The sequence below is a fragment of the Paractinoplanes lichenicola genome (genome assembly GCF_016785085.1).
Classification (GTDB): domain Bacteria; phylum Actinomycetota; class Actinomycetes; order Mycobacteriales; family Micromonosporaceae; genus Actinoplanes; species Actinoplanes lichenicola.
Genome location: NZ_JAENHO010000023.1, coordinates 23,800 through 50,203, shown reverse-complemented (window position 1 = coordinate 50,203; position 26,404 = coordinate 23,800). Strand labels below are relative to the sequence as shown.

Below are 26,404 nucleotides of genomic sequence, written 5' to 3'. Positions count from 1 at the left end.
AGCGCGGGCATCGATCTATCATGCTTGCGCTTCGATCTTCACGAGAGGAAACACCAGCCGTGAACAAGCGCATTGCCCTCCGCACCGGTGCGGCCGCGATCAGTGCCGCCGCCGTCGCGGGCGCCGCCTGGATCGCGCTCCCGGCCGAGGCCGCCACGACCGGCATCGTCCAGGTCGTCGGGGGCAACATCGTCACGTACACCGCCGCCACCGGCAAGGCCAACACCGTGGTGCTGACCCGCTCGGGCAACCGGGTGACCGTGGACGACGTCTACGGCATCAAGGCGGGCACGGGCTGCTCCGCGGTCAGCGGTGACGTCACCAAAATCAACTGTGCCCTCAAGGTCGCCCCGATCTGGGTGCGCGTCGACCTCGGCGACGGCAACGACACCCTGATCAACAACTCCGGCCTGGGCATGACCGCCTGGGGCCGGGCCGGCAACGACAAGATCACCGGTGGTCCGCTCAAGGACGACGTCTACGGCGGCGACGGCGTCGACTCGATCTGGGGCCTCGGCGGCGGCGACACGCTGCGCGGCGAGGGCGGCGCCGACGCCATCTCGGGTGGCGACGGCGACGACTTCCTGTTCGGCGGGGCCGCCGGTGACCGTCTGCTCGGCGGCAACGGCGAGGACGGCCTGTGGGGCGAGGCCGGCAACGACGTCGTGGACGGCGGCGCCGACGACGACGTGCTCCTGGAGTCGGCCGACATCACCGGTGCGGATGCCGACGCGCTCATCGGCGGCGCCGGCACGCAGGACATCGTCACCTACAGCCAGCGCACCAAGCCGGTCAGCGCGGACGCCGACGGTGTCGCCGGTGACGACGGCCGCACCGGCGAGAAGGACACGATCAGCGGCACGGTCGAGGTCATCATCGGTGGCAACGCCGGCGACCGCCTGCTCGGCACCGCCCGCGAGGACATGCTGCTCGGCGGGCCGGGCAACGACGCGCTCGCGGCCGGCGACGCCGACGACATCCTGGCCGGCAACGAAGGCACCGACTCGTTCAACGGAGCCGGCGGCACGGAGGACTTCTGCGCCGACCCGGTGGCCGGCGAGACCGTGCTCAACTGCGAGCTGATCGGCACGGGCCCCATCGCGGCCGCCCGGGCCAAGTCCACCCAGAGCAAGATCGATGAGGTCGAGCAGCTGGTGGCGCGCGTCTCTCGCGTTTCCTGACCGCGTAACGGCGAAGGCCGTTCCGCCCCGCACGGGGTGGAACGGCCTTTTTCGCGTACGGGGTCAGGCGGGGGTGGCCGCGGGCCGGCGGCCGGCCACCGTCTCGTCGTCGACGACGGGGAAGTGACACGCGGTCAGGTGCGACTGCGGGTCCTCGAGCCGGACGGTCAGCGGCGGCTCCTCCGTGGCGCAGATGTCCTGCGCCTTCCAGCAACGGGTGCGGAACCGGCAGCCGGACGGCGGGTTGATCGGGCTCGGCACGTCGCCGGTCAGCAGCACCCGGTCGCGCTGGGCCCGGTCGCGGCGGGCCGGGTCGGGCACGGGCACCGCGGACATCAGGGCGACCGTGTACGGGTGGCGGGGGTTCTTGTAGAGCTCGTCGCGCTCGGCGATCTCCACGACCTTGCCCAGATACATCACGGCGACCCGGTCCGAGATGTGCCGCACCACTGACAGGTCGTGCGCGATGAACACGTACGTCAGGTCGAACTCGCGCTGCAGGTCGTCGAGCAGGTTGACCACCTGGGCCTGGATCGACACGTCGAGCGCGGAGACCGGCTCGTCGGCGACGATCAGCTTGGGCCGCAGGGCGAGCGCCCGCGCGATGCCGATGCGCTGGCGCTGGCCGCCGGAGAACTCGTGCGGATAGCGGTTGTAGTGCTCCGGGTTGAGGCCGACCAGCTCGAGCAGCTCCTGCACGGCCTTCTTGAGGCCCTGCGGCGTCGGGATGTTCTGGATCTGCAGCGGCGCCGAGATGATCGCGCCGACCGTGTGCCGCGGGTTCAGCGACGAGTACGGGTCTTGGAAGATCATCTGTACGTCGCGGCGCAGCGGCCGGAGCTGGCTGACGTTCTTGTGCGAGATGTCCTCGCCCTCGAAAACGACCTTGCCGCCGGTCGGCTCCAGGATCCGGGTGAACAGGCGCCCGGTCGTCGACTTGCCGCAGCCGGACTCGCCGACCAGGCCCAGCGTCTCGCCCGCCCGCACCTGCAGGTCGATGCCGTCGACCGCGCGGACCGCACCGATCTGCCGCTTGAGCAGGCCCTTGGTGATCGGGAAGTGCTTCTCCAGGCCGGAGACCTCGAGCAGGTTCTCGCTCATAGTCTTTTTCTCTCCGCTCACAGGTTCGGGAGCACTTCCTCCTGGAAGATCTTGTTGCGATCCTCCGAGGGCAGGTGGCAGGCGACCTTGTGCGCGTCGCCGCGCAGCTCGGGCACCTCGGTGAACGACCGGTTGCCGTTGCGTCCCGCGTACGGGCAGCGCGGGTGGAAGGCGCAGCCGTCGGGCAGGTTGATCAGGCTGGGCGGCGAGCCCTTGACCGGGTTGAGCCGCTCGCGCACCTCGCGGTCGAGACGCGGCATCGAGCCCAGCAGGCCCCACGTGTACGGGTGCTGCGGGTTCTGGAAGACCTCGAGCGCGGCGCCCTTCTCGATCACCTTGCCGCCGTACATCACCAGGACGTCGTCGGCCAGCTCGGCCACCACGCCGAGGTCGTGGGTGATCATGATGACCGCGGAGTGGAACTCCTCCTGCAGGTCGCGGATCAGGTCGAGGATCTGCGCCTGCACGGTCACGTCGAGGGCCGTGGTGGGCTCGTCGGCGATCAGCAGCTTGGGGTCGTTGACCAGCGCCATCGCGATCATCGCGCGCTGCCGCATGCCGCCGGAGAACTGGTGACCGTAGTCGTTGAAGCGCCGCTCCGGCTGCGGGATGCCGACCCGGGCCAGCATGTCGATCGCGCGCTCGCGGGCGACCTTTTTGTTCACACCGGGGTGGTGCACCCGGTACGCCTCGACGATCTGCGACCCGACCGTGAAGTACGGGTGCATCGCGCTCAGCGGATCCTGGAAGATCATCGCCATCTTGCCGCCGCGCAGCTTGCGGACGTCCTCGTCGGTGGCGGTGACCAGTTCCTGGTCCTCGAGCCAGATCTCGCCGCTGACCTTCGCGTTGCTGCGGGTGCGGTGCAGGCCCAGGATGGCGAGCGACGTGACGCTCTTGCCCGAGCCGGACTCGCCGACGATGCCCAGGGTCTGGCCGGCCTCGAGGCTGAACGTCGAGCCCGAGACCGCCTGGACGATGCCGTCGTCGGTCTCGAACCGTACGGCGAGGTCTTTGATCTCGAGGAACGGGCGGGCGTTGGTGGCGCCGATGGACACGTGACTCTCCCTCAGGCCAGTCGCACGCGCGGGTCGATCCAGCCGTAGACCAGGTCGACGATGAGGTTCGCGAAGACGATGAAGAACGCGGCGATCAGCGTCACGCCCAGGATCACGGGCAGGTCGTTCTGCCGGATCGCGTTGAGCGCCTGATAGCCGAGGCCGCGCAGGTTGAAGACGTTCTCGGTGAGGACGGCGCCGCCGAGCAGGGCGCCGAGGTCCAGACCGAAGATCGTCACGATCGGGGTCAGGCCCGACCGCAGGGCGTGCTTGCCGATGACCACCCGCTCGGTGAGGCCCTTGGCCCGCGCGGTCCGCACGTAGTCCTCGCCCAGCGTCTCGAGCATGTTGGCTCTCGTCAGGCGGGCGTACGTGGCCGCGAACAGGAACGCGAGCGTGATCCAGGGCAGGATCAGGCTGGTGAACCACTGACCCGGATCCTCGGTGAACGGTTTGTAATTGCTCTCGGGGAGCCAGCCCAGCGCGTAGACGAAGATCGCCGAGGAGAGCAGACCGGTGAAATAGACCGGTAGGGAGACGCCGGCCAGTGCCGTGGTCATCGCGGCCCGGTCGACGAACGAGCCTCTGCGGAGCGCCGAGACCACGCCGAACGAGATGCCGATGATCAGCCACAGCACCGCCGCGCCGAGCGCGAGCGACAGGGTGACCGGGATGTCCTCCAGCAGCAGCGGGGTGACTTCCTGGTCGGTCGAGAACGAATAGCCCAGGCACGGCGCCGGGCAGTCGGTAACGTCCGGGCCGTTGGAGTATTCACGGCCGGCCACGATGCCCTTGAGGAAGTTGCCGTACTGCACGTAGATGGGATCGTCGAACCCCATCTTCTGCCGGATGCCCTCGATGGCCGCCGGGTCCGACTGCTTGCCGATGTAGAGCAACGCCGGGTCGGTGCCGATCGCCTTCGGAATGGCGAAGAAGATGCCGAACGTGACCGCAGTCACCACCAGCAGCGTGATGATCGCGTTGAACACGCGACGAACGATGTATGACAGCACGACGTTCGGCCATCGGATGGGCGGGCACCGGCTTCCTTGCGGAAACCGATGCCCGCCCGCTCCGGGCGGCCTTCACCAACCCTTCGAATTACCCGATGCCGTTAAGGGCAGAGCGAGATCACTTACCGTCGCTGACGCCGAGCGCCTGGAAGTCCAGCATGCCGAAGGACTCGTGCACGTACGCGTTCGTCAGCCGCGGGTTGCGGTAGTTGAGCGCCTTGTCGACCACGAACGGCAGAACGTACGCGCCGTCCATGACCTTCTGGTTGATCTGCTTGTAGATCTCGGCCGCCTTGGCCGGGTCGGTCTCGCCGGCGGCGTCGTCGAACAGCTTGTCGATCGCCGGGTCCTTGATCTCCGAACGGTTGAAGTTACCGTTCTTCGTGATGAATCGGCTGTCGGCGAGCGGCTGCATGTAGCCGGCGCCACTCGGGTAGTCCGCGCCCCAACCGGTGATGATGATGCCGTAGCCGCGCTGCTTCACGATCTCCGGCGAACCACCGATGGCCGAGTCCTGCGCGCCGTCGTACTGGTCGATCGAGGCGGTGATGCCGGCCGCCTTGAGCGACGCCTGCAGCGCCTCGGCGGTCTTGACCTCGGCGGCCCGGTTGTTACGGGCGGCGATCTTCACGTTGAAGCCGTTCGGCTGGCCACACTTGGTCAGGGCCTCCTTGGCCTTGTCCAGCTGCGGCTTGCCCTGCTTGCGGTTGTACGGGTCGTAGTTCGTGTCCGAGCCGGCGATGTTCGGCGGCAGGATGCTGGTGCCGATGTCGCCACCCGCGTACGGGCCACCGCGAGCGGTCTGGATCGAGGTCGGGTCGGCGGCGTAGATGACCGCCTTGCGGCACTCGATGTTGTTCAGCGGCGCGACCGGCGTCATGTCGGCGAAGCGGAGGAAGCCCGTGTTGGGGGCGTCGGCGTTCGCCTTCAGGTTGTTGTCGGTCAGCAGCTTGGTGCGGGCCGCGGCCTGCACGCCGGTCTGGCCGACGTCGAGGTCCGCCGTGCCGGCGAGCAGACGGTTGTCCAGGTCGTCGGCGTTGGTGGTGATCGTCAGGTTGATCGCCTCGGGCAGCGCCTTGCGGATCGGGTCGCTGGCCGGGTCCCAGTTCGGGTTCCGGACCCACGACACGCTCTTGCCGGGGGCGATCGACTTGAACATGTACGGGCCGGAGGCGGCGGGCTTCTGGCCGTACTGGGCGCCGGTGTCACGCTTCTGCGGAACCGGGCCGGAGCCGGGCATGGCCAGCAGGTACAGGAAGTCCGAGTACGGCTTGGCCAGCTTGAAGATGATCGTCGAGTCGTCCGGCGTGGTGACCGACTTCAGGCCCAGCTTGTCGGGCGCGGTGTCCTTGTACGGGCCCTTGTAGTTCTGGCCCTGGTCGAGCACGTTCGGCAGGTAGTAGGGGCCGCCGGAGATCACGTCGGTCGCCCAGACCCGCTCGACGCCGTACTTGACGTCCTTGGACGTGATGGGCGCGCCGTCGTCCCACTTCAGGCCGCTGCGCAGCTTGAAGGTGTAGGTCAGCTTGTCCGCGCTGATCGTCGGCTCGGCCTCGGCCAGGTCGGGCACGACCTTCAGGCCGTCCTTGCCCGGAGCGGCGGCGTAGTCCACCAGCTTGCGGGTGTAGAGGCGGTTGAGGTTCCAGACGAAGGCGTAGTAGCCACGCGCCGGGTCCCAGCTGTCTGCGTCCTGCGACGACCACAGGTTCAGCGTGCCGCCCTTGGTCGTGCTCGGGTTGACCACGCTGGTGATCGCGGCGCCGAACTCCGACTTGCCGTTGGAAGCGGTACCGCCGTTGTCATCGTCGTCCGAGCCGCCACCGCACGCGGCGGTGGTCAGCCCGAGTGCGAGAGCGACGCCTGACGCCGCCAGCACCCTTGTCTTGCGTGCCACCTGTTCCTACCTCCTCGAAAGCGAACCCGGCCGGTCCGCGGAAATTGCGTGGTTCTTCGTCCCGCCGGCTCAGCGAGCCTTGGGGTCGAGCGCGTCGCGCAGGCCGTCACCGAAGAGGTTGAAGGCGAGCACGGTAATGAAGATCACGGAGCCCGGAATGATCATGTACATCGGGTCGATGCGATAGAACTGCACCGCGTCCGACAACATGCCGCCCCAGGACGGGTTCGGCGGCGGGATGCCGACGCCGAGGAAGCTCAGGGCGGCCTCGGTCAGGATGTTGGTCGGGATGATCAGCGTCGTGTAGACGAGGATCGGCGCGGCCAGATTGGGCAGCAGCTCCCGGAACAGGATCCGGCCCGAGCGGGCGCCCAGGCTGCGCGACGCCTCCACGAACTCGCGCTCGCGCAGCGACAGCGTCTGGCCGCGCACGATGCGGCCGATGTACGGCCAGCCGAAGAAGCCGATGACGCCGATCAGCACGCCCACCCGCGACCAGCGGGGGCCGAGCCCGAAGAACTCGTCCGGCAGGACCGACAGCAGCGCGATGGCGAACAGCAGCTGCGGGAAGGCCAGCAGGAAGTCCATGATCCGGCTGATCACCGAGTCGACCCAGCCGCCGAGGAAGCCCGCGGCCAGGCCGAAGATCGTGCCGAAGAGCGTCGACAGGAAGGCCGACAGGAACGCGACCGTCAGCGTGGTCTGCGCGCCGTAGATGATCCGGCTGAAGATGTCACGGCCGGTCTGCGGCTCCACGCCCAGCAGGTATTCCCAGCTCATGCCGCCGAGCGCGCCCTTGGGCAGGCCGGTGCCGAGCTCGGTGTCGAGCGCGTCGTTGTGATACTCGTCGATCGGGTGACCGAGCAGCTTGATCAGCAGCGGGGCCAGGATCGCCACGACGATGAGGAAGATGACGACGCACGCACCGGCGATCGCCACCTTGTCCTTCTTGAGGCGACGCCACGCGATCTGCTTGAGCGATCGTCCGGCGATCGCCTGCTCGCCAGGGCGGTCAGCCGCGTCGGCGGTAGGCGCGGTCTTCTCGTCGGTGACCGACGCCTCTGGGCCAAGCGACATCTATGCGCCGGTCCTCTCCCGGCGGCCGGCCGAGCATGAGTCCACGGCCCCCGGCGCGCAGGGCTGGAGAACCCCCGCGAGACCCGGATGACGATGGCCCACGCAGCGAACGGCAACCGATCGGTTATCGCATGCCTCGAGTGCCGACCCTCGTCGCATGGGTCAGATCAGACCGACGCCACGAAGGCACTCGACGGCGGGTGTGCCGCCATCGGAGGAACACTCACCTACTGCGGTGCTTCAGGTCAAGTTCACCGACCGCACACGCGCGGTTCCGTGTCCCCGTCGTGATGTGACCGTGACCTGCGGCCCCGACCAAACGGAAACTACCGTGTAGATGACGTGCGAGGAGCAATTCCGGGCCAAAATGCTATCGCGTTGTGATCATGCAGTGACCCTGCGTACGCCTAGACTGCGCGGCGCCCCTCGAAGGCACGACCCAGAGTGATCTCGTCCGCATACTCAAGGTCACCACCAACAGGCAAACCGCTTGCCAGACGTGTGACGGCAATCCCCATCGGCTTCACCATGATGGCGAGATACGTCGCGGTCGCCTCACCCTCGGTGTTGGGGTCAGTGGCGAGGATCAACTCTTTGACCTCACCCGTGCCGAGCCGCTGCAGCAGCTCGCGAATGCGCAGATTGTCGGGGCCGATGCCCTCGAGCGGATTGATGGCCCCGCCCAGCACGTGATAGCGGCCGCGGAACTCGCCGGTCCGCTCGATCGCCACGACGTCCTTCGGCTCCTCGACGACGCACAACACCTCGTTGGTGCGCCGCGGGTCACGGCAGACCCGGCACTGCTCCGACTCGGCCACGTTGAAGCAGATCGTGCAGAACCGCACGAGCTCCTTGACCTTGCGCAGGGCGGTGGACAGCCGGTTGACGTCGGCCGGGTCCGCGGACAGGACGTGAAAGGCGATCCGCTGGGCGCTTTTCGGGCCGACGCCCGGCAGCCGCCCCAGCTCGTCGATCAGATCCTGGATGGCGCCTTCGTACACGCGATCAGAACCCCGGCAGGGACAGGCCGCCGGTGGCCGGACCCATCTTTTCCTCGGTGAGCGCCCGCTGCGCCTCGGCCGCGTTGTGGATCGCGGCCAGCACCAGGTCCTCCAGGGTCTCGACATCCTCCGGGTCGACGGCCTTCGGGTCGATCTTGACCGACTTGTATTCCCCGAGGCCCGTCACGGTCACGGTCACCAGCCCGCCGCCGGCAGTGCCGGTCAGCTCGGCCTCGGCCAGCTCAGCCTGAGCCTGCGCAACCTGCTGCTGCATCTTCTGCGCCTGCTTCATGATCTGCTGCATGTTCGGCTGTCCACCGGGCCGCATGGCCGCTCCTCCACATCGTTGAACACTCAAGCCCGTCGATCATCTCCGACGAGCCGTCGTAACCGCCGCCCAGCGTAGCCGCCCCCTACGCACACGACACGCCACGCCACTCGGGACACCTTGGACGCCCCGACCCCGTAAAGAGCCAAACCCTCATCCCGTACGAGTCGTCACCGCCCCCAACCGCACCACCACCGAACCCGGCGTGCCGGACCAGCTCACTGCGACACCGGGCCGTCCCCAGCCACCGGCGGCCTGCATGGGGCTGCCCCTGACCGCTTCGTCGCCCCCAGATCCACGAACGCCGGCCCAGTCATGCGATCGGGCACGAGCTGACACGGCAGCCATCCAGCCGTCAGCTCTCGCCGATCTTCTCAGCGCCGAAGGCCTCCTGCAGCAGCCGCATGGCCTGCTGTTCGCTGCTCTCGCGGGCCGTCTTCTCATCGATCACGTCGTCGAGCGGCTCGTCACCCGGGTCGAAGCCCTCGTAACCTCCGCCACCCCGGCCGGACGGCGGACCGTCGAACTCGGGATCGTAGGGCGCTTCCTCGGTGGGCGAGCCGTCCGACCAGCCCTCCGGTTTGCCGCCCTGGCGAGCACCCGCAGCTGGGCCCCGAGCCCCGGCGGCCGCCGCCCGCGCCGCCGCCAGCCCACCACCGGCCGCGCCCCGCCCACCACCGGCCGCGCCCCGCCCGCCACCGGCCGCCGAACCGCCCGCAGCCGCGGCACCGCCAGTGGCCGCGCCGTTGGCACCTGCCGGTCCACCGTTCGCCGGGGCCGCGGCAGCGCCACCAGCCATGGCCGCGGGAGCGCCACCAGCCGTGGCCGCACGCGCGCCGGCCCGGGCCGCAGCAGCCCGCGCAGCGGCTACGGCCGCGCTCCCGGGAGCGGCCCGAACGCCCGAGCCGCTTTCCCCGGCCGCCGTGTCGCTCTCCGGCCGCACGTCACCGGTTGCTCCTGCTGCGTCGCTGCCCGGCCCGGCCGCCGAATTGCCGGGTCCAATCGGGGCGCTGCTGGGCCCAGCCACAGTTCCGGCAGCCTCACTCGATCCAGCCTCGCGATCACCAGGCACGGTCGATGCGCCGCCGTCACTGACACCTGCGTCCGGGCGGTCGGCCGCGACACTCTCCGGAGCTGCCGTACCTGGGCTCGACGCGTGCTGACCCGCACCGATACGCGCCGGATCCGCGTCACCCAGCCCGGCCGCACTGCCCGCCGCGCCGTCGTCGGCCGCGTGGTCGGAGGCACCGCTGTCTCCGCCCGAAACCCATCCGTCCGCCGACTCAGCGCCCGATGCCATGTCGGCCGCTGCGTCGGCACTTCGCAGCGCAGCCTCACCGGATGCGTTGCTATCCGGATCGAGCCGGACCGCGGACTCCGGCTCGGCGTCGCGGGGAGCCGCGCTGGTCGGGATCGCGCGGACCTCCGGCCAGTCCTCGTCGTCGTCCTCTTCTTCCACCGCCGCCGCGGCGGGTGCGGAGGAGTGGCCGCCCGGGCGCGCCGGCTCCGGCCAGTCGTCGTCGCCGACGGGCGGGGCGTCCGCCTGACGCCGCTGAGTGTGGGGAGCTCGTCCGGCCGCCGCGGGTTGGGCCGTGCCGGCGGAAGCAGCACCCGAACGGGCCGGCGCGGCCTGCTGCGAACCCTGCCGCTGGCCACCGGCCTCGCCTCGCTGACCCGGCGCGCTCTGATTGCGGCCCCGGCCCGCGGACCCGCCACCACCGCCACCCGCGGGCCCGGACGGACCGCCCCGACCCGAACCGCCGCCACCGGGCCCGGCGACCTCGCACCGAACTTCCCAGCGCCCGCCGAGAATCTCGTAGAGCGCGTTCGGAAGCGCCGGCTCCTGACCGATCCGCTGGGCATGCGTCGCCGACGGCACGGTCAGGAACAGGGTCTGACCCTCCACCTCGCGCACGGTCGCATCGGCCACCATCGCCCGCAGCACCACGCCGCGGGGCTGCTTCTTGACCTCGTCGAGCACCTCGCCCCACACCTGCCGAACCGCCTGCGCCGTCAACTGCCCCGGCACGGCCGCCGCCTCCACGGCGGCGGCTCCCGGCTCTTCGGGCGCGTCCGGCAGCACCCCGGCGGGCTCCCGCCGACGACCCGAAGCACGCGCGGGCTCGGCCGGCGCACCCGCTTGGGACCGCCCCGCCGACGCCGCCTCGGCAACCGGCGCATCCGCAGCAGCGGCGGGCGGAGCGCTAACAGGCGCAGCACCAGCGCCGACGGACTCGGCACCAGCAGACACAGTGCCGGCGGCCGCCGCACCGGCAGGCGCAGCGCTGACGGGCGTAGCACTGACGGGCGTAGCACTGACGGGCGCAGCACTGACGGGCGCAGCACTGACCGGCGCGGCACTTCTAGGCGCCGCACCCGCCGGCGCAGCACTGACAGGCGCAGAGCTGACGGGCGCAGCGCTGACGGGTGCAGCACTAACGGCAGATTGCTCGTCCGCCTCAGGCTCGTCGTCCCACGGCGGCTCGTCGTATTCGGGCTCGCCAACCGCAGCGCCGGCCGCCGAAGCGGCACCCCCATCGGCTACGCCGTTCCAATCCGGCCCGGCGGCCCCAGCCGACCCGTCGGCCGAAGCAGGCGCAGCGCTAGCGGGAGCCGAGACTCCCCCACCGGCCGCGGCAGAAGCAGGCGCCGACGAACCGGGCGCGGCCGAAACCGGAGCAGCACTGACCGGAGCAGCAGAGACCGGCACCGCCGAAACAGGCGCCGCGCCACCAGACCCCTGCCCTCCGGCGGTCGGACGCCCACCCCCGCCGCCGCCCTTCTTAGCCGCAGCCGCAGCAGCACGCGCCGCAGCAAGCCCGCCCCCGCCGCCCGCGGCACCCCCGCCGCCCGCGGCACCACCGCCGTCGGCGGCAGCGGCAGCGGCAGCGGCCGGAGCCGAAGGAGCCACAGCCGGAGCAGCCGAGACCGGAGCCGACGCCGGCACCCCTTCGGGCAGGGTCAGCGGCTCCCCGCCCAGCGCGAACCGCCGTTCCATCCGCTCGAGCCGCTGCAGCAGCGCGCCGGTCGAATCCTCGGCCCCGGGCAGCAGCATGCGGGCCGTGATCAGCTCGAGCAGGAGCCGGGGCGCCGTGGTGCCGCGCATGTCGACCAGGCCGTTGTGCACGATGTCGGCGCAGCGCGACAGGGTCGCCGGGCCGAGCCGGGTGGCCTGGGCGCCCATCGCCTCGAGCTGGTCGGCCGGCCCGTCGATCAGGCCCTTGGCGACCGCGTCGGGCACCTGCTGCAGCACGATCAGGTCGCGGAAGCGCTCGAGCAGGTCGGACGCGAACCGCCGCGGGTCGTGCCCGGCCTCGGCGACCCGGTCGATCGTCGCGTACGCCGCCGCGCCGTCGCCGGCCGCGATCGCGTCGCACATCTCGTCGAGCAGGGTGACGTCGGTGACGCCGAGCAGGGCGATCGCCCGCGCGTAGCTGACCCCGTCGGGCCCGGCCCCGGCGATCAGCTGGTCGAGCACCGACAGCGTGTCGCGCGCGCTGCCCCCGCCGGCCCGCACCACGAGCGGGAACACCGCCGGCTCGACCTGCACGCCCTCGGCCTCGGTGAGCTGCTGGATGTAGGGCCGCAGCACGGCCGGCGGGATCAGCCGGAACGGGTAGTGGTGGGTGCGCGAGCGGATCGTGCCGAGCACCTTCTCGGGCTCGGTGGTCGCGAAGATGAACTTCACGTACTCCGGCGGCTCCTCGACGAGCTTGAGCAGCGCGTTGAAGCCGGCCGACGAGACCATGTGGGCCTCGTCGATCACATAGATCTTGTAGCGGCTGTTGGCCGGGGCGAAGAACGCCTTCTCGCGCAGCTCGCGAGCGTCGTCGACACCACCGTGGCTGGCCGCGTCGATCTCGATGACGTCGATCGAGCCGGCGCCGTCGTTGGCCAGCGAGCGGCACGACGTGCAGACCCCGCACGGCTCGGGGGTGGGGCCCTGCTCACAGTTGAGCGAGCGGGCCAGGATGCGCGCGCTCGACGTCTTGCCGCAGCCACGTGGGCCGGAGAAGAGGTAAGCGTGGTTCAGCCGGCCGCTGCGCAGAGCCTGCGACAACGGCTCGGTGACGTGCTCCTGGCCGATGACCTCCGCGAACGTGCGCGGACGGTACTTGCGGTAAAGCGCGAGTGCCACTGCTGCCCCTCCTCGACGACCGCGCCATTGTCCGCCGGGGGTACGACAAGAACCAACCCAGGTACCGCTGGGGTGAGGGAGAGAAAAGAAAAGACCTCTCGTGCACCCGTCAGAGCCCGCTTATCCTTGCTGCCTTCCGGCCCTGGGGAGGTTCACGAGATACACGCCGCACGAGAGGCTACGACGAGTGTAGCCGTTGCCTCGCCGTGCCGAGGCGGGGACCCATGCGTCCCGCGGCCCACGCATCTGTATCCTGGCTGACGGAGGATTCGCCTAGAGGCCTAGGGCGCACGCTTGGAAAGCGTGTTGGGTTCACACCCTCACGAGTTCGAATCTCGTATCCTCCGCCACAACAGCATGAGCCGGGCCCGGGGCCCGGCTCAGCTTGTTTTCAGGAGCGCCGCGCCAGCCACAACGTGTGTTCCCGCGAGATGGCCCGCTCCCCGTCGCCGACGTAAAGGCTCCATGCCTCCGGATCGTCGGGCGGCGCGGATTCGGCGATCAGGCTCAGCTCGTTCGCCGCCACCCGGTACGACTCGGCCAGGTTCTGGCTGTCGCGGGTCTGCACCCAAGCCAAAGCGCTCGCGGCCGCGGTCGAGGCGATGCCCAGCAGGTCGGCGTCGACCACGTTGGTGGCCTTGAGCCACGCCAGCACCACCCCGGCGGCCTGGAAGGCGATCGCCCACAGGAACCAGCGCCGGGCCCGCCGGCGGTTCTCCTCGGCCTTGCGCGTGTAGTACCGATGCTGGTCGTCGATCCGCTGGGCCCGATAGATCGCCTGCCGGTCGGCCAGCGGCAGTTCGCGCACCGCCCGCATGGTCTCGGTGACGCCCGCGTTGTGGCCGGTCACGGTCAGCCCGGCGTGCCGCATCGCCCCTGCCACGGCGGCGACCTCGCGGGCGAAATGCCGTTCGTCGCCGGGCGTGTCGCGGTCGAGGGAGCCGCCGCGCATGCAGAACTGCCAGGCCAAAGTCTTGATCGATTCGGCCGCGGCCCGGCTCTCGTACCAGGCGCGGTCGGGCCGGCGCCGGAAGAGATAGAGCGTCAGCCCGCCGCCGACCAGGAAGGCCAGGCCGGAGATGGCGCCGCCGAGGTCGAGCGACGGGGTGACGTCGATGGAGAGCGCGCTGCCGATCGACGCGACGACCGCGGCGATCAGCCCGATCCGGCTGACCGCCAGATAGCGGCCCTGTCGTTCGATCGCGGCCCGGTCGGCGTCCCGGAACAGGCCGGGCAGGTCGCTTTCCACAGTCGAGGGTGCCGCCACGCCCCCAACTGTAAAGAGTCAGAGCTGCGCGGCCGCGATCGCGTCGTCGACCTCGGGGAAGATGGCGAAGTATCGGCTGAGGCCCACGGTCTCCATCAGCTGGGTGAGGAAGGGGTTGGCGCCGGCGAAGCTGAGCCAGCCACCCCGCGCGTTGATGACCTGTTTGCTGGTGATGAAGGCGCTGAGCCCGACGGAATCGCAGAATTTGAGGTCGGTGAGGTCGACCACGATCCGCGGGACCGGGCGTTCCAGCAGGTCGGCCAGCGTCTTGTGGAGCTGCACGGCGGTATCGGCGTCGAGTTCGCCGCGCAGGTGAAGAACGGCGATGTCGCTGCGGTGATCGGTGACTGAGGCCTGCATGGGAATCGCTTCCTGGGCGCTGTTGATGGCAACTCAGGCTAGATCCACGCAAACAATTGTCACCGGACAAACGGTCCGCCGGAAACGGGAACGCAATGGGGACCAGATCCCGAATAGGATCCGGCCCCCATTGGAAAGATCGGCTGGCCGATGAAGTCAAGCCTGCGGCGCAGCCTGGGCTCCTGGCGCTGCTAAAGCTTGCGCCACTGCCAGCGTGGTCCACGCCACGCGTCGGCCAGGATCATGGCAGAAGCCCGTCCTGGACACTGCTGCACCTTGGACTTGCCCTCTGGTCCGCCCATCTGAGCTTCGACTTCCCAGAGATCGCCGTCGGTGCGGACGTAGACGTCACGGCGCGCAAGCCGGACGTCACCATTCCACCAGTGACTGTCAACTCTCACCAGTCAAATCTAGGACAGTTCCCAGGCATCGGCGTAGGGCAATCTTGTGAAATTTTCTCACCAGGCGGTTAAAGGGGATTGTCTGATCCGGTGGTTTTCGGCTGCGTGACTTGCGCGACAGCGGACGTATTAGGGCCGTCCCCATACCATCACCGTGAGTCATCAACACTGCCTGTGAATGCGGCAGCCGGACATCGAAACGGCGGCGTTACGTGCACGATACCTGATCATGGAGAAGAGCCGATCGTACGACCCACGGCCGGCCCGAACGGACGTCCCGTTCCGTGACACGCAGAGTGACCACAAACGGAGCCCAAAACAAAACCGGCGACCCCGTCAATGCGGAGCCGCCGGTCGGTGGCGGTGGTGAAGGGATTTGAACCCTTGGAGGGCTTGCACCCTCACACGCTTTCGAGGCGTGCTCCTTAGGCCGCTCGGACACACCACCGGGAAGTACGTTACCGGATGCCGATCGGCGCTCGCCGCCGGGTTCCCCAATACCCGCGCCCACCCGGAGTCACCTGCTCCGGCCTGGCAGGATCGGGGACATGAACGAGCGAGAAGAGACGCGCCGATGAGCGTGCACATCGGCGGACAGCCGGGCGACATCGCCGAGCGGGTCCTGCTCCCGGGCGACCCGATGCGGGCGAAATGGATCGCCGAGACCTTCCTGCAGGACGCCAAGTGCTACACCCAGGTCCGCGGGATGCTCGGCTTCACCGGCACCTATCAGGGTGTCCCGGTGTCGGTGCAGGGCTCCGGCATGGGCATGCCGTCGGCGTCGATCTACACCCACGAGTTGATCAACGAGTACGGCGTGAAGTCGGTCATCCGGATCGGCTCGTGCGGCGCGCTGGCGCCCGACCTCCAGCTCGGCGACGTGATCGCCGCGATCGGGTCGGCCACCGACTCCAACATGAACCGGTCCCGCTTCGACGGCCTGATCGACTACGCGCCGGTGGCCGATTTCGGTCTGCTGCGCACCGCCGTCGAGGTGGCCGAGCGGCAGGGCACGGCGATCCGCGTGGGCCCGATCCTGGCCGCCGACGCGTTCTACACCGACCGGCCCGACCTCTACGACTCGCTGGCCGACTACGGCGTGCTCGCGGTCGAGATGGAGTCGGCCGCGATCTACACGATCGCGGCCCGTTACGGCGCCAAGGCGCTGACCGTCCTGACCGTCAGCGACCACATCAAGACCGGCGCCAAGATGGACTCGGCGCAGCGCGAGCAGGGCTTCGGCGACATGGTCAAGATCGGCCTCGAGACCGCGATCACCGGCGCGTCCTGAGCCGGCTGCCGCGGCGCCACCTTCGTGCGGCGTCGCGGCCCTCACCCCGTACGGGGAACTCAGCGGAAGAAGTCGCGCAGGAGCGCGGCGCACTCGTCCTCGAGCACCCCGGCATACACCTCGGGCCGATGGTTGAGCCGGCGATCCCGTACGACGTCCCACAGCGACCCGACCGCGCCGGTCTTCGGCTCCCAGGCCCCGAAGACCAGAACCGACACCCGCGCCAGCACCAGCGCCCCCGCGCACATCGTGCAGGGCTCGAGCGTGACGACGAGCGTGCTCCCGTCGAGCCGCCACGAGCCGGTCTGCTCGGCGGCCCGCCGCAACACCAGGATCTCGGCGTGCGCGGTCGGATCGCCGGTCGCCTCCCGCTGGTTGCCCGCCGCGGCCAGCTCCCGGCCGTCCGCGTCGAGCAGCACGGCCCCGACCGGCACGTCGTCCCCGGTGGCGGCGGCCACCTCGAGCGCCCGCCGCATCCAGGCCACGTGCTGCGGCCGCGCCCGCAGGCTCACGCGTCCCGCAGCTCTTCCATCTCGTCGCCGCAGCCGATCCGCCCACAGATCTCGGCCGTCACGTCGGCCGGCATCGTGCCCTCGCGCCCGCACAACGTGAGCAGCCGGTGCGCGTTGATCCCGAGGTCGTTGAGCAGCTCCGCGTCGCCGACCGGATCGGCGTCCGGGTCGACGGCGGGCTTGTCGTCGTCCTCGTCGTCCGCCCCGCCGTCGGTCAGCTCGTCGAGCTCCAACGCCGGCGCCTCGATCTCGCCGAGCAGCATCGCGCCGATCCGCGACTCGTCGGCGAAGGCCGAGTCGGAACCGAAGATCCGCAGGTCCTCACCCTCGTCGAGCCGCAGCACGGCCAGATATTGGTCGTCGCTCTCGACGAAGAGCAGCGTGACGTCCGCGTCCGGCTCCACGTCGCGCATCGCGTCGACGACCTCGTCGATGTCGGCCAGCCCACCCAGGTCCAGCTCGGACGCCGTCCAGCCGTTCTTGCCCCGGCCCACGGCGGCAGCGAATGTCGACAACTTTCCCCCCACGACTGATGTCTTCGCGAGTGACGGTAGCGGGAAGAACGGCGGGCGCGGCGCGCCACGCCTTGACTGTGGCGGAAGTCAGTTCACCAGGCGACGGCGCATCGCGATGAGCTCGCGCAGCCGGGCCCGGCGCAGCCGCTGCGGCTGCGTCGTCTCCCGTGCCGTTTTCGCGCTGGCGAGGGCGGCCAGCAACTCGAGGCGGCGTCGGCGACGATCGGGGTCGAGCCGATTCGCTGAGGGGGGCATGGACCCGAGGTTGAACCTTATCCGGACCTTAAGTCAAGACCGTGTGCGCACGGCGACGAGGACGGCACATCGGGTCGCCGACAAGCCCGGTCAAGATCGGACAATCACCACAGCGGCCAGTTCTCCGTGGTGATCCACTCGGCGCCGACGAAGGCCACGGCGATCGATAGCCCGACGCCGCTCGCGAGGGCCACGCCGACGGCCGTGCCGCGATCGCCGATCAGGGCCAGCACGATGGCGACAACCCACGCGCAGACCGCCGCGCACAGCGTCCACCACGCATATCCGGCCAGGTCACGGGCGAGCGCGCCGAACAAGGCCAGCCAGATCACCCCGGCCCCCAGGCCGGCCAGCAGCGGGGCCGCGGTGACCGGATGCGCCTCGCGATAGGTCGGCCGCGTCGGACCGGGAAACAGCCCCGACGGCGGCCGCATCGGCGGGGCCGGGGCCGTCGACCAGGCCCCCCGCCCATCAACCGCACCCGGATGAGGCGGCGGCGGGGTCGTAGCCCAGGCCTCGCGCCCATCGGCCGCGCCCGGGTGAGGCGGCGGCGCGGTCGTCTGCCAAGCCTCACGCCCGTCGGCCGCGCCCGGGTGGGGCGGCGGCGCGGTCGTCTGCCAGGCCTCGCGCCCGTCGGTCACAGCCCACCTCCAGCATCGGCCGGCCCGCCTGACCGGCCCGCACATGTGCCAGCGTAGCCAGCACGGGTCGGCGGGAACGGGCTACTCGTGCCAGGATGGCCCGGTGCGATTGCTCCGTACCCTCTCCGGTTTGACCGTAATAGCCGTCTGCCTGGCCGGTTGTGGCGGCAACTCCGGCGTTGGGTCGGCGTCCGCGACCCCGCAGTTCGTCGAGCCCGCGGCCACGTCGGCCGCGGCGGCCCCGGAGCCGTCCTCCGTCGCGCCGAGCCTGCCGGCTGCCACGTCGCCGAGCGCGTCCGCGAGCGCCACTCCGTCCGCGACGCCCTCCGCGTCCGCCGCCTCGGCGCTCACCGCGACCAAGAAGGTGAAATACGTCTTCCCGGTGAAGGCGTCGAACGTCGACTGGCACACCACGCACTCGAAATACAAGGCGACCGACATCTTCGCCGACTGCGGCGAGTCGGTGGTCGCCACGACCAGCGGCGTCGTGCTCGAGGTCAGCCTCAAAGACGTGTATGTGAAGGGCTCGCCCGACGGCCCCAACAACGGCGGCCTCTCGGTGTCGCTGCTGGGCGACGACGGCGTGCGCTTCTACGGCTCCCACCTGAGCAAGGTGCAGCCCGGCATCAAGAAGGGCGTCCGCGTCAAGGCCGGCCAGCTGCTCGGCAAGGTCGGCCACACCGGCAACGCGAACAATGTCTGCCACCTGCACTACGGCATCTCGCCGCCGTGCGCCAAGGTCGGCGACTGGAAGGTTCGCCGCGGTGTCGTCTGGCCCTATTCCTACCTGGCCTCGTGGCGCAAGGGCGGCAGCAAGAGCCCGGTCGCCGAGGTCGCCGCGTGGAAGCGCTCGCACAACTGCAAGGCCTGACTTCCGGCGTACGCAAGGGGCCGCACCCTCGCCCGATGGATGCGGCCCCCTGCTGCCGGGAGTAAAGCCTTTGGGTCCTAACTGAACTGCGCGAACCTCTTCTGCTGACGCCCCTCGACCGTCGTGAACGCCCCGCCCATGGCGACCGCGCCGAGCTTGGCGCTGCTGGCCAGGGCGAGCACCCCCTCGACCCCGTTCGCGTCGGCGGTCCAGTCGAGCAGGTGGCCGTCGGCCGTCGACAATGCGGCCAGCTTCACGCGGTGGTCCGCCCCGTCGACACAAGAGCCTTGCGACCCCGTACGGGCGGTGCTGCACGCGCGGTCGAAATGGCCACCCGCGTACACGGTGTCGCCGAGCACCGTGACCGCCTGCGCGTCCCCGTCGAACGTGGCCGACCACTTGTGCACGCCGTCCGGGGTGTAGCGACTGATCCGCCCGCCCTGCCCGCCGTGCGCCGAGTAGACGGCATCGGCGGTGACTGCCAGCCCGTACGTGATGACCGGTGGTTTGGGCTTGAAGCCGGTGACGACTGCCGCGCCCGCCGGATCGAGGGCGGCCAGACGCTCGTACCCGGGAAGGCTGTTGACCTTGCGGAATTTGCCACCCACGTAGACCCGCCCGCCCCCGGCCGCGATCGTCTCGACCTGATCGTCCACGGTGGGCCGCCAGCGCGCGTCGAGCTTGCCGCTGCTCAGGCTGAACGCCGCGAGCCGCCCGCGAGCCTGGCCGTCGACCGCGGTGAACCCGCCACCCACATAGAGCCGCCCGTGCGCCGCGGCGATCGCCATCGGGCGGCCGCTCATCGCATGCTTGAACGTGCTGCTCAGCGCCCCGCTGGCAACGTCGACGCGGGCCAGACTGTCCCGCTTCTGCCCGCCGATCGTGGCGAAATCCCCGGCCAGATAGACCGCCGAACCGCTGACCACCAGTGACTTGACCCGCCCGTCAGCAGCCGGCGCCCAGGGCAGAAGCGCACCGGTGCGGGCGTCGACCGCGGCCAGCCGTCCACGAGCGACAGGCCTGCCGTTGACGATCGCAGCCGTGAAGTCGCCGCCCACGTAGACGACATTCTTCGCGTACGCGATGGTCAGCACCGCACCGTTGAAGCTCGGCATGGCGTCGGAAACCTGCGCCGACGCGGGCGCGGCCCCGACCAGCGCGGCGCTCATCACGAGCCCCGCGGCGAGCATTTTCCCCCGGTAAGTCACGAGCTAACCGTAATTGCGGCACTCCCGCCCCAGCAGACCCGAAACGGACAAATCGGCACACCGGACCGGCCGCCTCCCCCTGCCCAAACGGCTGATCTTGGTCGTCGACAGTGGTGGGGGTCTGGTTTGCCGAAATCCTGGCTCGCTCATCCGGCATCAATGGCCAGTGAACGCTGATCATCACCGCGGGATGCGCGAAGCGGGACTGGCGCTGGCCCGGTCGGCAGCGGAGACGGCGCAAAGCCCGGCCGGTGCGCAGGGCGCGGGCCACCTCACGGCGTAGCTCTGCCCGGCCTTGCAGATAGCGGGCCTGGTGGATCACCACGGGTTGCCGGGACTTCGGGACGAGGCTACGTCCGGTCGGGCGGGGGGAACGGGTTATCCACAGGGGGATTTGTTATCCACAGGCGGGCGATGAAGCGGGCGGCCGGGGTGGGGGGTTGTGGGAGAGTTCCGGGCGTGAACATCGCAATCGTCGGGCTTGGGCTTATCGGGGGATCGCTGCTTCGTGCGCTGAGTGCGGGCGGGCATCGCGTCGTGGGATATGACGCGGATCCGGCCACTCGGGAGCTGGCGGCGGCCGCAGGGTTCGAGGTCGCGGCAAGTGTGGCGCAGGCGATCGCGGGGATTGAGGGGGCCGGCGCCTCGGATACGCGGCTTGTCGTGCTGGCTGTTCCACTGCCGGCTCTGGGTGAGGTGTTCGAGCAACTGGCCGGCTTCGAGGGGCTGGTCACCGACGTGACGTCCGTCAAGGCTCCGGTCCGCGAGCTGGCCGTCAAGCACGGCGTCAAGCGGTTCGTCGGGGGGCATCCGATGGCGGGCAAGGAGACGTCGGGGTTCGCGGCCACTGAGGCGACGCTGTTCGAGGGCTGTTCCTGGGTGCTGACCGTCGAGCCGGCGGCCGAGCTGGAGGACTGGGTTGCGCTTGCGGCGCTCTATACGGAGCTGGGCGCCCGCGTGGTTCCGGTGACGGCGAGCGAGCATGACCGGGCCGTGGCCGAGGTCAGCCATGTGCCGCACTTGTTCGCGGCTGCGTTGGCGCTTCAGCTGCGGGACAACCCGCTCGCGGGTGCGCTGGCCGCCGGGTCGTTCCGTGACGGCACCCGGGTCGCGGCGACCAGGGCCGAGTTGATCGTGGCGATGTGCGGCGGCAACGCGACCGAGGTCGATGGCGCGCTGGGGCGGCTGATCGGCGAGCTCGAGCAGATGCGTCGTGATCTCGGGAGGGAACCGGTGCGCGATCTGACGCCCACGGTGGCCCGCGCCGGGGAGTTGCGCCGGGCCTGGCCGGCCCCTCCCGGGGAGCCGGCGGAGATGGCCGCGACGGTCACCGGCCTGCTGGAGCTGGGCCGAGCGGGCGGCTGGGTCACGGAGGTGACCGGAAACAGGATCGCCGCAATGCGGCCGGAAAGTGGCCGCAATAGCTCCTAGCGTGAATGACAGAGCTACGAAAACCTAAGGAGTCCGCGATGCCCGGTCAGGTCGGTTCGATCGACAACGAACAGCAGGGTCTGCTCGCCTACCTCGCTCAGATGCGCTACGTGCTGCGGCTGACGGCGTACGGGCTGACCGACGAGCAGTTGCGGGCCACGCCGTCGGCCAGCGAGCTCAGCGTCGGCGGGCTGATCAAGCACTGCGCGTCGACCGAGGCGGGCTGGATGGGGCAGGTTCGGGGCGAGCCGCAGGTGCTCGACTACGAGGCCTATGCGAACAACTTCCGGCTGGCCGAGGGGGAGAGCATCGACGAGGTGTTCGCTCGCTATGACCGGGTCGCCGAGCAGACCGAGAAGACGGTCACCGAGCTCGACAACCTCGATCACGCCGTTCCGATCGATCACTCGGTGCCGTGGAACAGCAAGGACATGTCGCACTGGACGCTGCGGTGGATCCTGCTGCACCTGGTTCAGGAGACCGCGCGGCACACCGGGCACGCCGACATCGTGCGCGAGTCGGTCGACGGCGCGACCGCCTATCCGCTGATGGCCGCCGCCGAGGGCTGGCCCGAGACCGACTGGTTGAAGCCGTGGAAGCCTGGGCCGTAAACCAAGAAGCCGTGGAAGCCCGGGCCGTGAACAAAGAAGCCCGCAAAGAGGGGCTAGAGGGTCTCGGAGCGGTCCAGGCGGATGACCCGGCGATCGGTCACGATGGCGGTCACCAGGTCGTGCGGGGTCACGTCGAAGGCCGGGTTCGCCGCCGGCGCCCACGGCGTGATCTCGGCCGCGCCACGGTCCTCGATCGGCACGGCGTCGCCCGACGGGGTGCTCAGGTCGACGGTGGACTCGGGCGCGACCACCACGAACGGCAGGCCGGCCCGGCGGGCGCCGAGCGCATGGGCGTACGAGCCGATCTTGTTGATCACGTCGCCGTTGGCGCAGATGCGGTCGGCGCCCAGGATCACCGCGTCGACCTCGCCGCGGGCCATCAGGAACGGGCCGGCCGAGTCGACCGCGACCCGGTGCTCGATGCCCCACTGCGTCAGCTCCCACGACGTGAGCCGGGCGCCCTGCAGCAGCGGCCGGGTCTCGCTGGCGATCACCCCGCCGAGCCGGCCGCGCTGGTGCAGCTCGTGCACGACCCCGAGCGCCGTGCCGACGGTCACCGCGGCGAGCCCGCCCGTGTTGCAGTGGGTGAGCAGACGCGGCCGGGCGCCGCAGAGCTCGACGAGCAGGTCGGCCCCCCGCGCCGCCATGGCCGAGCTGGCGGCGATCTCCTCATCGCGTACGCGGAAAGCTTCGTCGAGGACGGCCTGCGGCCCGCGCGGCAGCACTCCGGCGGCGCGACGGGCCCCGCGGGCCAGGTTCACCGCGGTCGGGCGGGCGTGCTCGATCCGGTGCACCGCCGCGGCCAGCGCCTGCGGGTCGTCGGCGTGCACGCGGGCCGCCAGCGCCACCCCGAACGCGCCGGCCACACCCAGGGCGGGCGCACCCCGTACGGCCAGGGCCTGGATCGCCGCGACCAGCTCGCCCACGGTGTGCAGGCGGAGGATCTTCAGCTCCCCCGGCAGCACCGTCTGATCAATGATCTCGATGGCGCCGTCCACCCAGTCGATCGTCCGCATGGTCGCGATGTTAGCCACGAGAGCTTCTAGGCTGTCTTTCATGGCTTCTCGTGACCCGATCGCGGATCTGCGGCGCATCGCCTTTTTGCTCGAGCGTGCGAACGAGGCGACCTACCGGGTGCGCGCGTTCCGGTCGGCGGCCGCGAAGGTCGCCGCCCTCGACGAGGAGGAGCTGCTCGCGCGGGCCGGCGAGGGCACGCTGGGCCAGATCAGCGGCATCGGCTCGGTCACCGCCCGCTGCATCGAGGAGTCGCTGAAGGGCGAGGAGCCGGTCTATCTGCGCCGGCTCGAGTCGACCGAGGGCGTCGACCTGCACGGCGCCGCCCGCAAGCTGCGCGAGGCCCTGCGCGGCGACTGCCACAGCCATTCGGACTGGTCGGACGGCGGCTCCCCGATCGAGGAGATGGCGCTGGCCGCGGCCGACCTGGGGCACGAATATCTGGTGCTGACCGATCATTCGCCGCGGCTCACGGTGGCTCGGGGGCTGCCCGCGGCGCGGCTCAAGAAGCAGCTCGACTATGTGGCCCGGCTCAACGACCAGCTGCCCGAGGGCTTCCGCATCCTGACCGGCATCGAGGTCGACATCCTCGACGACGGCTCGCTCGACCAGGAGGACGCGCTGCTGGCCCGGCTCGACGTGGTGGTCGGCTCGGTGCACAGCAAGCTGCGGGACGAGTCGCCGCGGATGACCAAGCGCATGGTCAACGCGCTGGCCAACCCGCATCTCGACATCCTCGGCCACATGACCGGCCGCAAGGTCCCGTCCCAGGGCGAGGGCGACCGGGCCCACCGTACGGGGCGGACCCGCCCGCCGAGCACGTTCGACCTCGACAAGGTGATCGCCGCCTGCCTCGAGCACGAGAAGGCCATCGAGATCAACTGCCGGCCGGACAGGCTGGACCCGCCGAAGCGGATGCTGACGGTCGCGGTCGAGGCGGGCTGTCTGTTCAGTGTCGACACCGACGCGCACGCGCCGGGGCAGCTCGACTGGCTGGGTTTCGGGTGCGAGCGGGCCGCCCTGTGCAACGTCCCGATCGAAAACGTCGTCAACACCTGGTCGATGGAACGCCTGCTCGAGTGGACGGCGAGCCACGCAGGAAGAACGTAGGGTCGGCGAGTGGGACGAATTGATGACCTCGCTGACCGTTATGTCGATGAATGGGCCACTCTGAGCCCCCTCGGCGCCACCTATGCCGGCATCTCGGGGCACGACTCCAAGACTGACGACTTCTCCCCCGACGGCTTCGCGGCCCAGACCGAGCTGGCCCGCCGTACGCTCAATGATCTTGATGTGATCGATCCGGAGCACGAGTCCGAGGCCGTCGCCAAGGACGCGATGCTGGAGCGGGTCGGGCTGGAGCTGGCCCGCGACGAGGCCGGCGTGGCCAAGAGCGAGATCAGCGTGATCAGCAGCGGGCTGCACTCCCTGCGCGGCGTCTTCGACGTGATGCCGACCGAGGGCGAGGAGGCCGTCGCCAACATCGCGATCCGGCTCAACGACCTGCCGCGCGCGCTCGACCAATATCGCCGCACCCTGCTCGAGGAGGCCGACGCGGGCCGGGTCAGCGCCCGCGCGCAGCTGCTGGCCGTGGCCGAGCAGTGCGATGCCTGGACCGATCCCGACCGCGACGACTTCTATCGCGGGCTGGCCGGGCGCCTCGAGGCCAGTGGCGCGCTGGCCGCCGAGTTGACCCGAGGGGCCGACGCCGCCACCGCCGCCACGGCCGACTTCGCCGAGTTCCTGCGGCGCGACCTCGCCCCGCGGGGCCGCGAGAAGGAGGCCGCCGGCCTGGAGCGGTACGAGCTGGCCTCGCAGTTCTTCCTGGGCGCCAAGGTCGACCTGCAGGAGACGTACGAGTGGGGTTTCGCCGAGCTGTTCCGCCTCGAGGAGGAGATGCGCTCGACGGCGACCCAGATCGCCGGCCCGGGCGCCTCGATCGACGAGGCGGTGGCCGCCCTCGACGCCGACCCGGCCCGCAACATCCCGGGCAAGGAGGCGTTCCGCGACTGGATGCAGGCGCTCGCCGACAAGGCGATCTCGGAGCTGAACGGCACGCACTTCGACATCGAGCCGCCCGCCCGCAAGATCGAGTGCATGCTGACGCCGACCAGCGACGGCAGCATCTACTACACCGGCCCGAGCGAGGACTTCAGCCGGCCCGGGCGCATGTGGTGGGCCGTGCCCGAGGGCATCACCGAGTTCTCCACCTGGCGTGAGGTCACGACCGTCTATCACGAGGGTGTCCCCGGCCACCATCTGCAGGTCAGCCAGGCGCTGCTGCGCGCCGACATGCTGAACCGCTGGCAGCGGCTGCTCTGCTGGTGCTCGGGGCACGGCGAGGGCTGGGCGCTCTACTCCGAGCGGCTGATGGACGAGCTGGGCTATCTCGCCGACCCGGGCGACCGCCTGGGCATGCTCGACGGCCAGGCGCTGCGGGCCGTCCGGGTGATCGTCGACATCGGCATGCACCTGGAGCTGGAGATCCCGCGCGACAACCCGTTCGGCTTCCACCCGGGTGAGCGCTGGACGCCGGAGCTGGGCTGGGAGTTCATGCGGGCGCACACGCGCATGGAGGAGAAGACGCTGCGGTTCGAGTGGAAGCGTTACCTTGGGTGGCCGGGCCAGGCCCCGTCCTACAAGATCGGCGAGCGGATCTGGCTGCAGGCCCGCGAGGAGACCCGGCAGCGCAAGGGTGCGGATTTCGATTTGAAAACGTTCCACCGGGACGCCCTCAACCTCGGATCCCTGGGTCTTGATCCCCTCCGCAAGGCACTCGCCCGCATCTGACCCGTTTCGGGCTTTTCCCCGATCCGTGTCGGGGGAAAGCCCGGAATAGGCGTGAGTACACCGCCACTATGCGCTACCTATTGCGCTGAGTGATCGCGCAATCACTAGCCGTTGAATCGATATCAGCCTTATCGGACACGGTTTTGGAATCTTGCGACTTCTCGTCCGGCCACTCTGCCGTTAACATCGCCGCGACAACTTTCCCGTCTTCCGGAACCGGTGTGGACTGGGGCTTCGGACCCAGGTATCGGAACCTGAGCGCTAGTTACAACGACGACAACCGCACCTTGTATCCCCCGATCAGCCGAGAGAGATGAGTCCCTTGGAAAGGGGTTTCTTGAGGTTTTCTCGGATAGATTGGCCCGGATCCGTGCGCCTGACGGCTACGGAAAGTAGCCAAAAATACGGCTCATCGCGTGTGCATGGCGGAGGACGAAAGCAATGAA

At 69.9% G+C, this 26,404-nt stretch carries 22 protein-coding genes, 2 tRNA genes, 1 other RNA gene and 3 pseudogenes; 9 read left to right on the top strand and 19 right to left on the bottom strand.

Annotation, left to right across the window (positions count from 1 at the left end):
• Positions 1-59: 59 nt before the first annotated feature.
• On the top strand, positions 60-1,181 hold the full coding sequence (locus JKJ07_RS47035) for a calcium-binding protein (protein ID WP_203078341.1): 1,122 nt from the start codon (positions 60-62) through the stop codon (positions 1,179-1,181).
• Between the two features lie 63 nt (positions 1,182-1,244).
• On the opposite strand, the gene JKJ07_RS47030 is transcribed toward JKJ07_RS47035, so the two are convergent.
• The 7 genes from JKJ07_RS47030 to JKJ07_RS47000 form a co-directional block, all read right to left on the bottom strand.
• A complete protein-coding gene (locus JKJ07_RS47030) occupies positions 1,245-2,282 on the bottom strand; it encodes an ABC transporter ATP-binding protein (protein ID WP_203078336.1) in 1,038 nt (345 codons plus the stop codon).
• A gap of 17 nt (positions 2,283-2,299) precedes the next feature.
• On the bottom strand, positions 2,300-3,340 hold the full coding sequence (locus JKJ07_RS47025) for an ABC transporter ATP-binding protein (RefSeq protein ID WP_203078334.1): 1,041 nt from the start codon (positions 3,338-3,340) through the stop codon (positions 2,300-2,302).
• 11 nt (positions 3,341-3,351) lie between these two features.
• Positions 3,352-4,353: an ABC transporter permease gene (locus tag JKJ07_RS47020; RefSeq protein WP_203078332.1), complete on the bottom strand. Its 1,002-nt coding sequence runs from the start codon at positions 4,351-4,353 to the stop codon at positions 3,352-3,354.
• A gap of 118 nt (positions 4,354-4,471) precedes the next feature.
• On the bottom strand, positions 4,472-6,247 hold the full coding sequence (locus JKJ07_RS47015) for an ABC transporter substrate-binding protein (protein ID WP_203078330.1): 1,776 nt from the start codon (positions 6,245-6,247) through the stop codon (positions 4,472-4,474).
• Positions 6,248-6,316: 69 nt separating this feature from the next.
• Positions 6,317-7,324 (bottom strand): ABC transporter permease, encoded by a 1,008-nt coding sequence (locus JKJ07_RS47010; protein ID WP_203078328.1) that lies wholly within the window; start codon positions 7,322-7,324, stop codon positions 6,317-6,319.
• 407 nt (positions 7,325-7,731) lie between these two features.
• Positions 7,732-8,325, bottom strand: coding sequence for a recombination mediator RecR (gene recR, locus JKJ07_RS47005; protein ID WP_203078327.1), 594 nt, complete (start codon positions 8,323-8,325; stop codon positions 7,732-7,734).
• 4 nt (positions 8,326-8,329) lie between these two features.
• On the bottom strand, positions 8,330-8,629 hold the full coding sequence (locus tag JKJ07_RS47000; RefSeq protein ID WP_236031416.1) for a YbaB/EbfC family nucleoid-associated protein: 300 nt from the start codon (positions 8,627-8,629) through the stop codon (positions 8,330-8,332).
• Positions 8,630-10,905: 2,276 nt separating this feature from the next.
• On the opposite strand from JKJ07_RS47000, the pseudogene JKJ07_RS52390 reads away from it, so the two are divergent.
• Positions 10,906-11,040, top strand: a pseudogene (locus tag JKJ07_RS52390) (hypothetical protein); the annotation flags it as partial.
• Positions 11,041-11,114: 74 nt separating this feature from the next.
• Here the strand turns inward: JKJ07_RS52390 and JKJ07_RS52385 are convergent.
• Positions 11,115-12,791 (bottom strand): annotated as a pseudogene (locus JKJ07_RS52385) (DNA polymerase III subunit gamma and tau); the annotation flags it as partial.
• An 86-nt stretch (positions 12,792-12,877) separates the two neighbouring features.
• Positions 12,878-12,974, bottom strand: an RNA gene (gene ffs, locus JKJ07_RS46985) — signal recognition particle sRNA small type.
• Positions 12,975-13,053: 79 nt separating this feature from the next.
• Between ffs and JKJ07_RS46980 the strand changes: the two genes are divergently transcribed.
• Positions 13,054-13,141 (top strand) — tRNA-Ser (locus JKJ07_RS46980).
• 41 nt (positions 13,142-13,182) lie between these two features.
• Here the strand turns inward: JKJ07_RS46980 and JKJ07_RS46975 are convergent.
• The 3 genes from JKJ07_RS46975 to JKJ07_RS46965 form a co-directional block, all read right to left on the bottom strand.
• Positions 13,183-14,058: a DUF4231 domain-containing protein gene (locus JKJ07_RS46975; protein ID WP_203078323.1), complete on the bottom strand. Its 876-nt coding sequence runs from the start codon at positions 14,056-14,058 to the stop codon at positions 13,183-13,185.
• An 18-nt stretch (positions 14,059-14,076) separates the two neighbouring features.
• Positions 14,077-14,418: an STAS domain-containing protein gene (locus JKJ07_RS46970; protein ID WP_203078321.1), complete on the bottom strand. Its 342-nt coding sequence runs from the start codon at positions 14,416-14,418 to the stop codon at positions 14,077-14,079.
• 759 nt (positions 14,419-15,177) lie between these two features.
• Positions 15,178-15,267: transfer RNA gene (locus tag JKJ07_RS46965), tRNA-Ser, on the bottom strand.
• Positions 15,268-15,393: 126 nt separating this feature from the next.
• On the opposite strand from JKJ07_RS46965, the gene deoD reads away from it, so the two are divergent.
• Entirely contained in the window at positions 15,394-16,110 is a 717-nt protein-coding gene (deoD, locus tag JKJ07_RS46960) for a purine-nucleoside phosphorylase (protein WP_203078319.1), read from the top strand.
• 59 nt (positions 16,111-16,169) lie between these two features.
• On the opposite strand, the gene tadA is transcribed toward deoD, so the two are convergent.
• The 4 genes from tadA to JKJ07_RS52505 form a co-directional block, all read right to left on the bottom strand.
• Positions 16,170-16,616, bottom strand: a complete 447-nt coding sequence (tadA, locus tag JKJ07_RS46955; protein ID WP_438871521.1) for a tRNA adenosine(34) deaminase TadA — start codon at positions 16,614-16,616, stop codon at positions 16,170-16,172.
• A gap of 2 nt (positions 16,617-16,618) precedes the next feature.
• Positions 16,619-17,137 (bottom strand): tRNA adenosine deaminase-associated protein, encoded by a 519-nt coding sequence (locus JKJ07_RS46950; RefSeq protein WP_203078317.1) that lies wholly within the window; start codon positions 17,135-17,137, stop codon positions 16,619-16,621.
• Between the two features lie 87 nt (positions 17,138-17,224).
• Positions 17,225-17,392, bottom strand: coding sequence for a hypothetical protein (locus tag JKJ07_RS46945; RefSeq protein ID WP_184954586.1), 168 nt, complete (start codon positions 17,390-17,392; stop codon positions 17,225-17,227).
• A gap of 104 nt (positions 17,393-17,496) precedes the next feature.
• The gene (locus tag JKJ07_RS52505; RefSeq protein WP_438871519.1) at positions 17,497-18,033 is read right to left on the bottom strand and encodes a hypothetical protein; all 537 of its coding nucleotides are present in this window, start codon (positions 18,031-18,033) and stop codon (positions 17,497-17,499) included.
• 103 nt (positions 18,034-18,136) lie between these two features.
• On the opposite strand from JKJ07_RS52505, the gene JKJ07_RS46935 reads away from it, so the two are divergent.
• Complete coding sequence (locus JKJ07_RS46935; RefSeq protein WP_307834817.1) at positions 18,137-18,904, top strand: M23 family metallopeptidase; 768 nt, start codon at positions 18,137-18,139, stop codon at positions 18,902-18,904.
• Between the two features lie 77 nt (positions 18,905-18,981).
• Here the strand turns inward: JKJ07_RS46935 and JKJ07_RS46930 are convergent, their stop codons facing one another.
• Both JKJ07_RS46930 and JKJ07_RS50855 read right to left on the bottom strand, forming a co-directional pair.
• Positions 18,982-20,112 carry an outer membrane protein assembly factor BamB family protein gene (locus tag JKJ07_RS46930; RefSeq protein ID WP_307834816.1) on the bottom strand — a complete coding sequence of 377 codons (1,131 nt, stop codon included), beginning with the start codon at positions 20,110-20,112 and terminating at the stop codon, positions 18,982-18,984.
• A 172-nt stretch (positions 20,113-20,284) separates the two neighbouring features.
• A pseudogene (locus tag JKJ07_RS50855) lies at positions 20,285-20,431 on the bottom strand (IS30 family transposase); the annotation flags it as partial.
• A gap of 140 nt (positions 20,432-20,571) precedes the next feature.
• Between JKJ07_RS50855 and JKJ07_RS46925 the strand changes: the two are divergent.
• Together JKJ07_RS46925 and JKJ07_RS46920 are read left to right on the top strand one after the other, a co-directional pair.
• A complete protein-coding gene (locus JKJ07_RS46925) occupies positions 20,572-21,543 on the top strand; it encodes a prephenate dehydrogenase/arogenate dehydrogenase family protein (protein ID WP_203078313.1) in 972 nt (323 codons plus the stop codon).
• 38 nt (positions 21,544-21,581) lie between these two features.
• On the top strand, positions 21,582-22,154 hold the full coding sequence (locus JKJ07_RS46920; RefSeq protein ID WP_203078311.1) for a DinB family protein: 573 nt from the start codon (positions 21,582-21,584) through the stop codon (positions 22,152-22,154).
• A 53-nt stretch (positions 22,155-22,207) separates the two neighbouring features.
• Here the strand turns inward: JKJ07_RS46920 and mtnA are convergent, their stop codons facing one another.
• Positions 22,208-23,170, bottom strand: coding sequence for an S-methyl-5-thioribose-1-phosphate isomerase (gene mtnA / locus JKJ07_RS46915; protein WP_203078310.1), 963 nt, complete (start codon positions 23,168-23,170; stop codon positions 22,208-22,210).
• Positions 23,171-23,210: 40 nt separating this feature from the next.
• Here mtnA and JKJ07_RS46910 point away from each other — a divergent pair, with 40 nt between their 5' ends.
• Both JKJ07_RS46910 and JKJ07_RS46905 read left to right on the top strand, forming a co-directional pair.
• On the top strand, positions 23,211-24,278 hold the full coding sequence (locus JKJ07_RS46910; RefSeq protein WP_203078309.1) for a PHP domain-containing protein: 1,068 nt from the start codon (positions 23,211-23,213) through the stop codon (positions 24,276-24,278).
• A 9-nt stretch (positions 24,279-24,287) separates the two neighbouring features.
• Positions 24,288-25,958 carry a DUF885 domain-containing protein gene (locus JKJ07_RS46905; RefSeq protein ID WP_203078308.1) on the top strand — a complete coding sequence of 557 codons (1,671 nt, stop codon included), beginning with the start codon at positions 24,288-24,290 and terminating at the stop codon, positions 25,956-25,958.
• Positions 25,959-26,404: the final 446 nt, after the last annotated feature.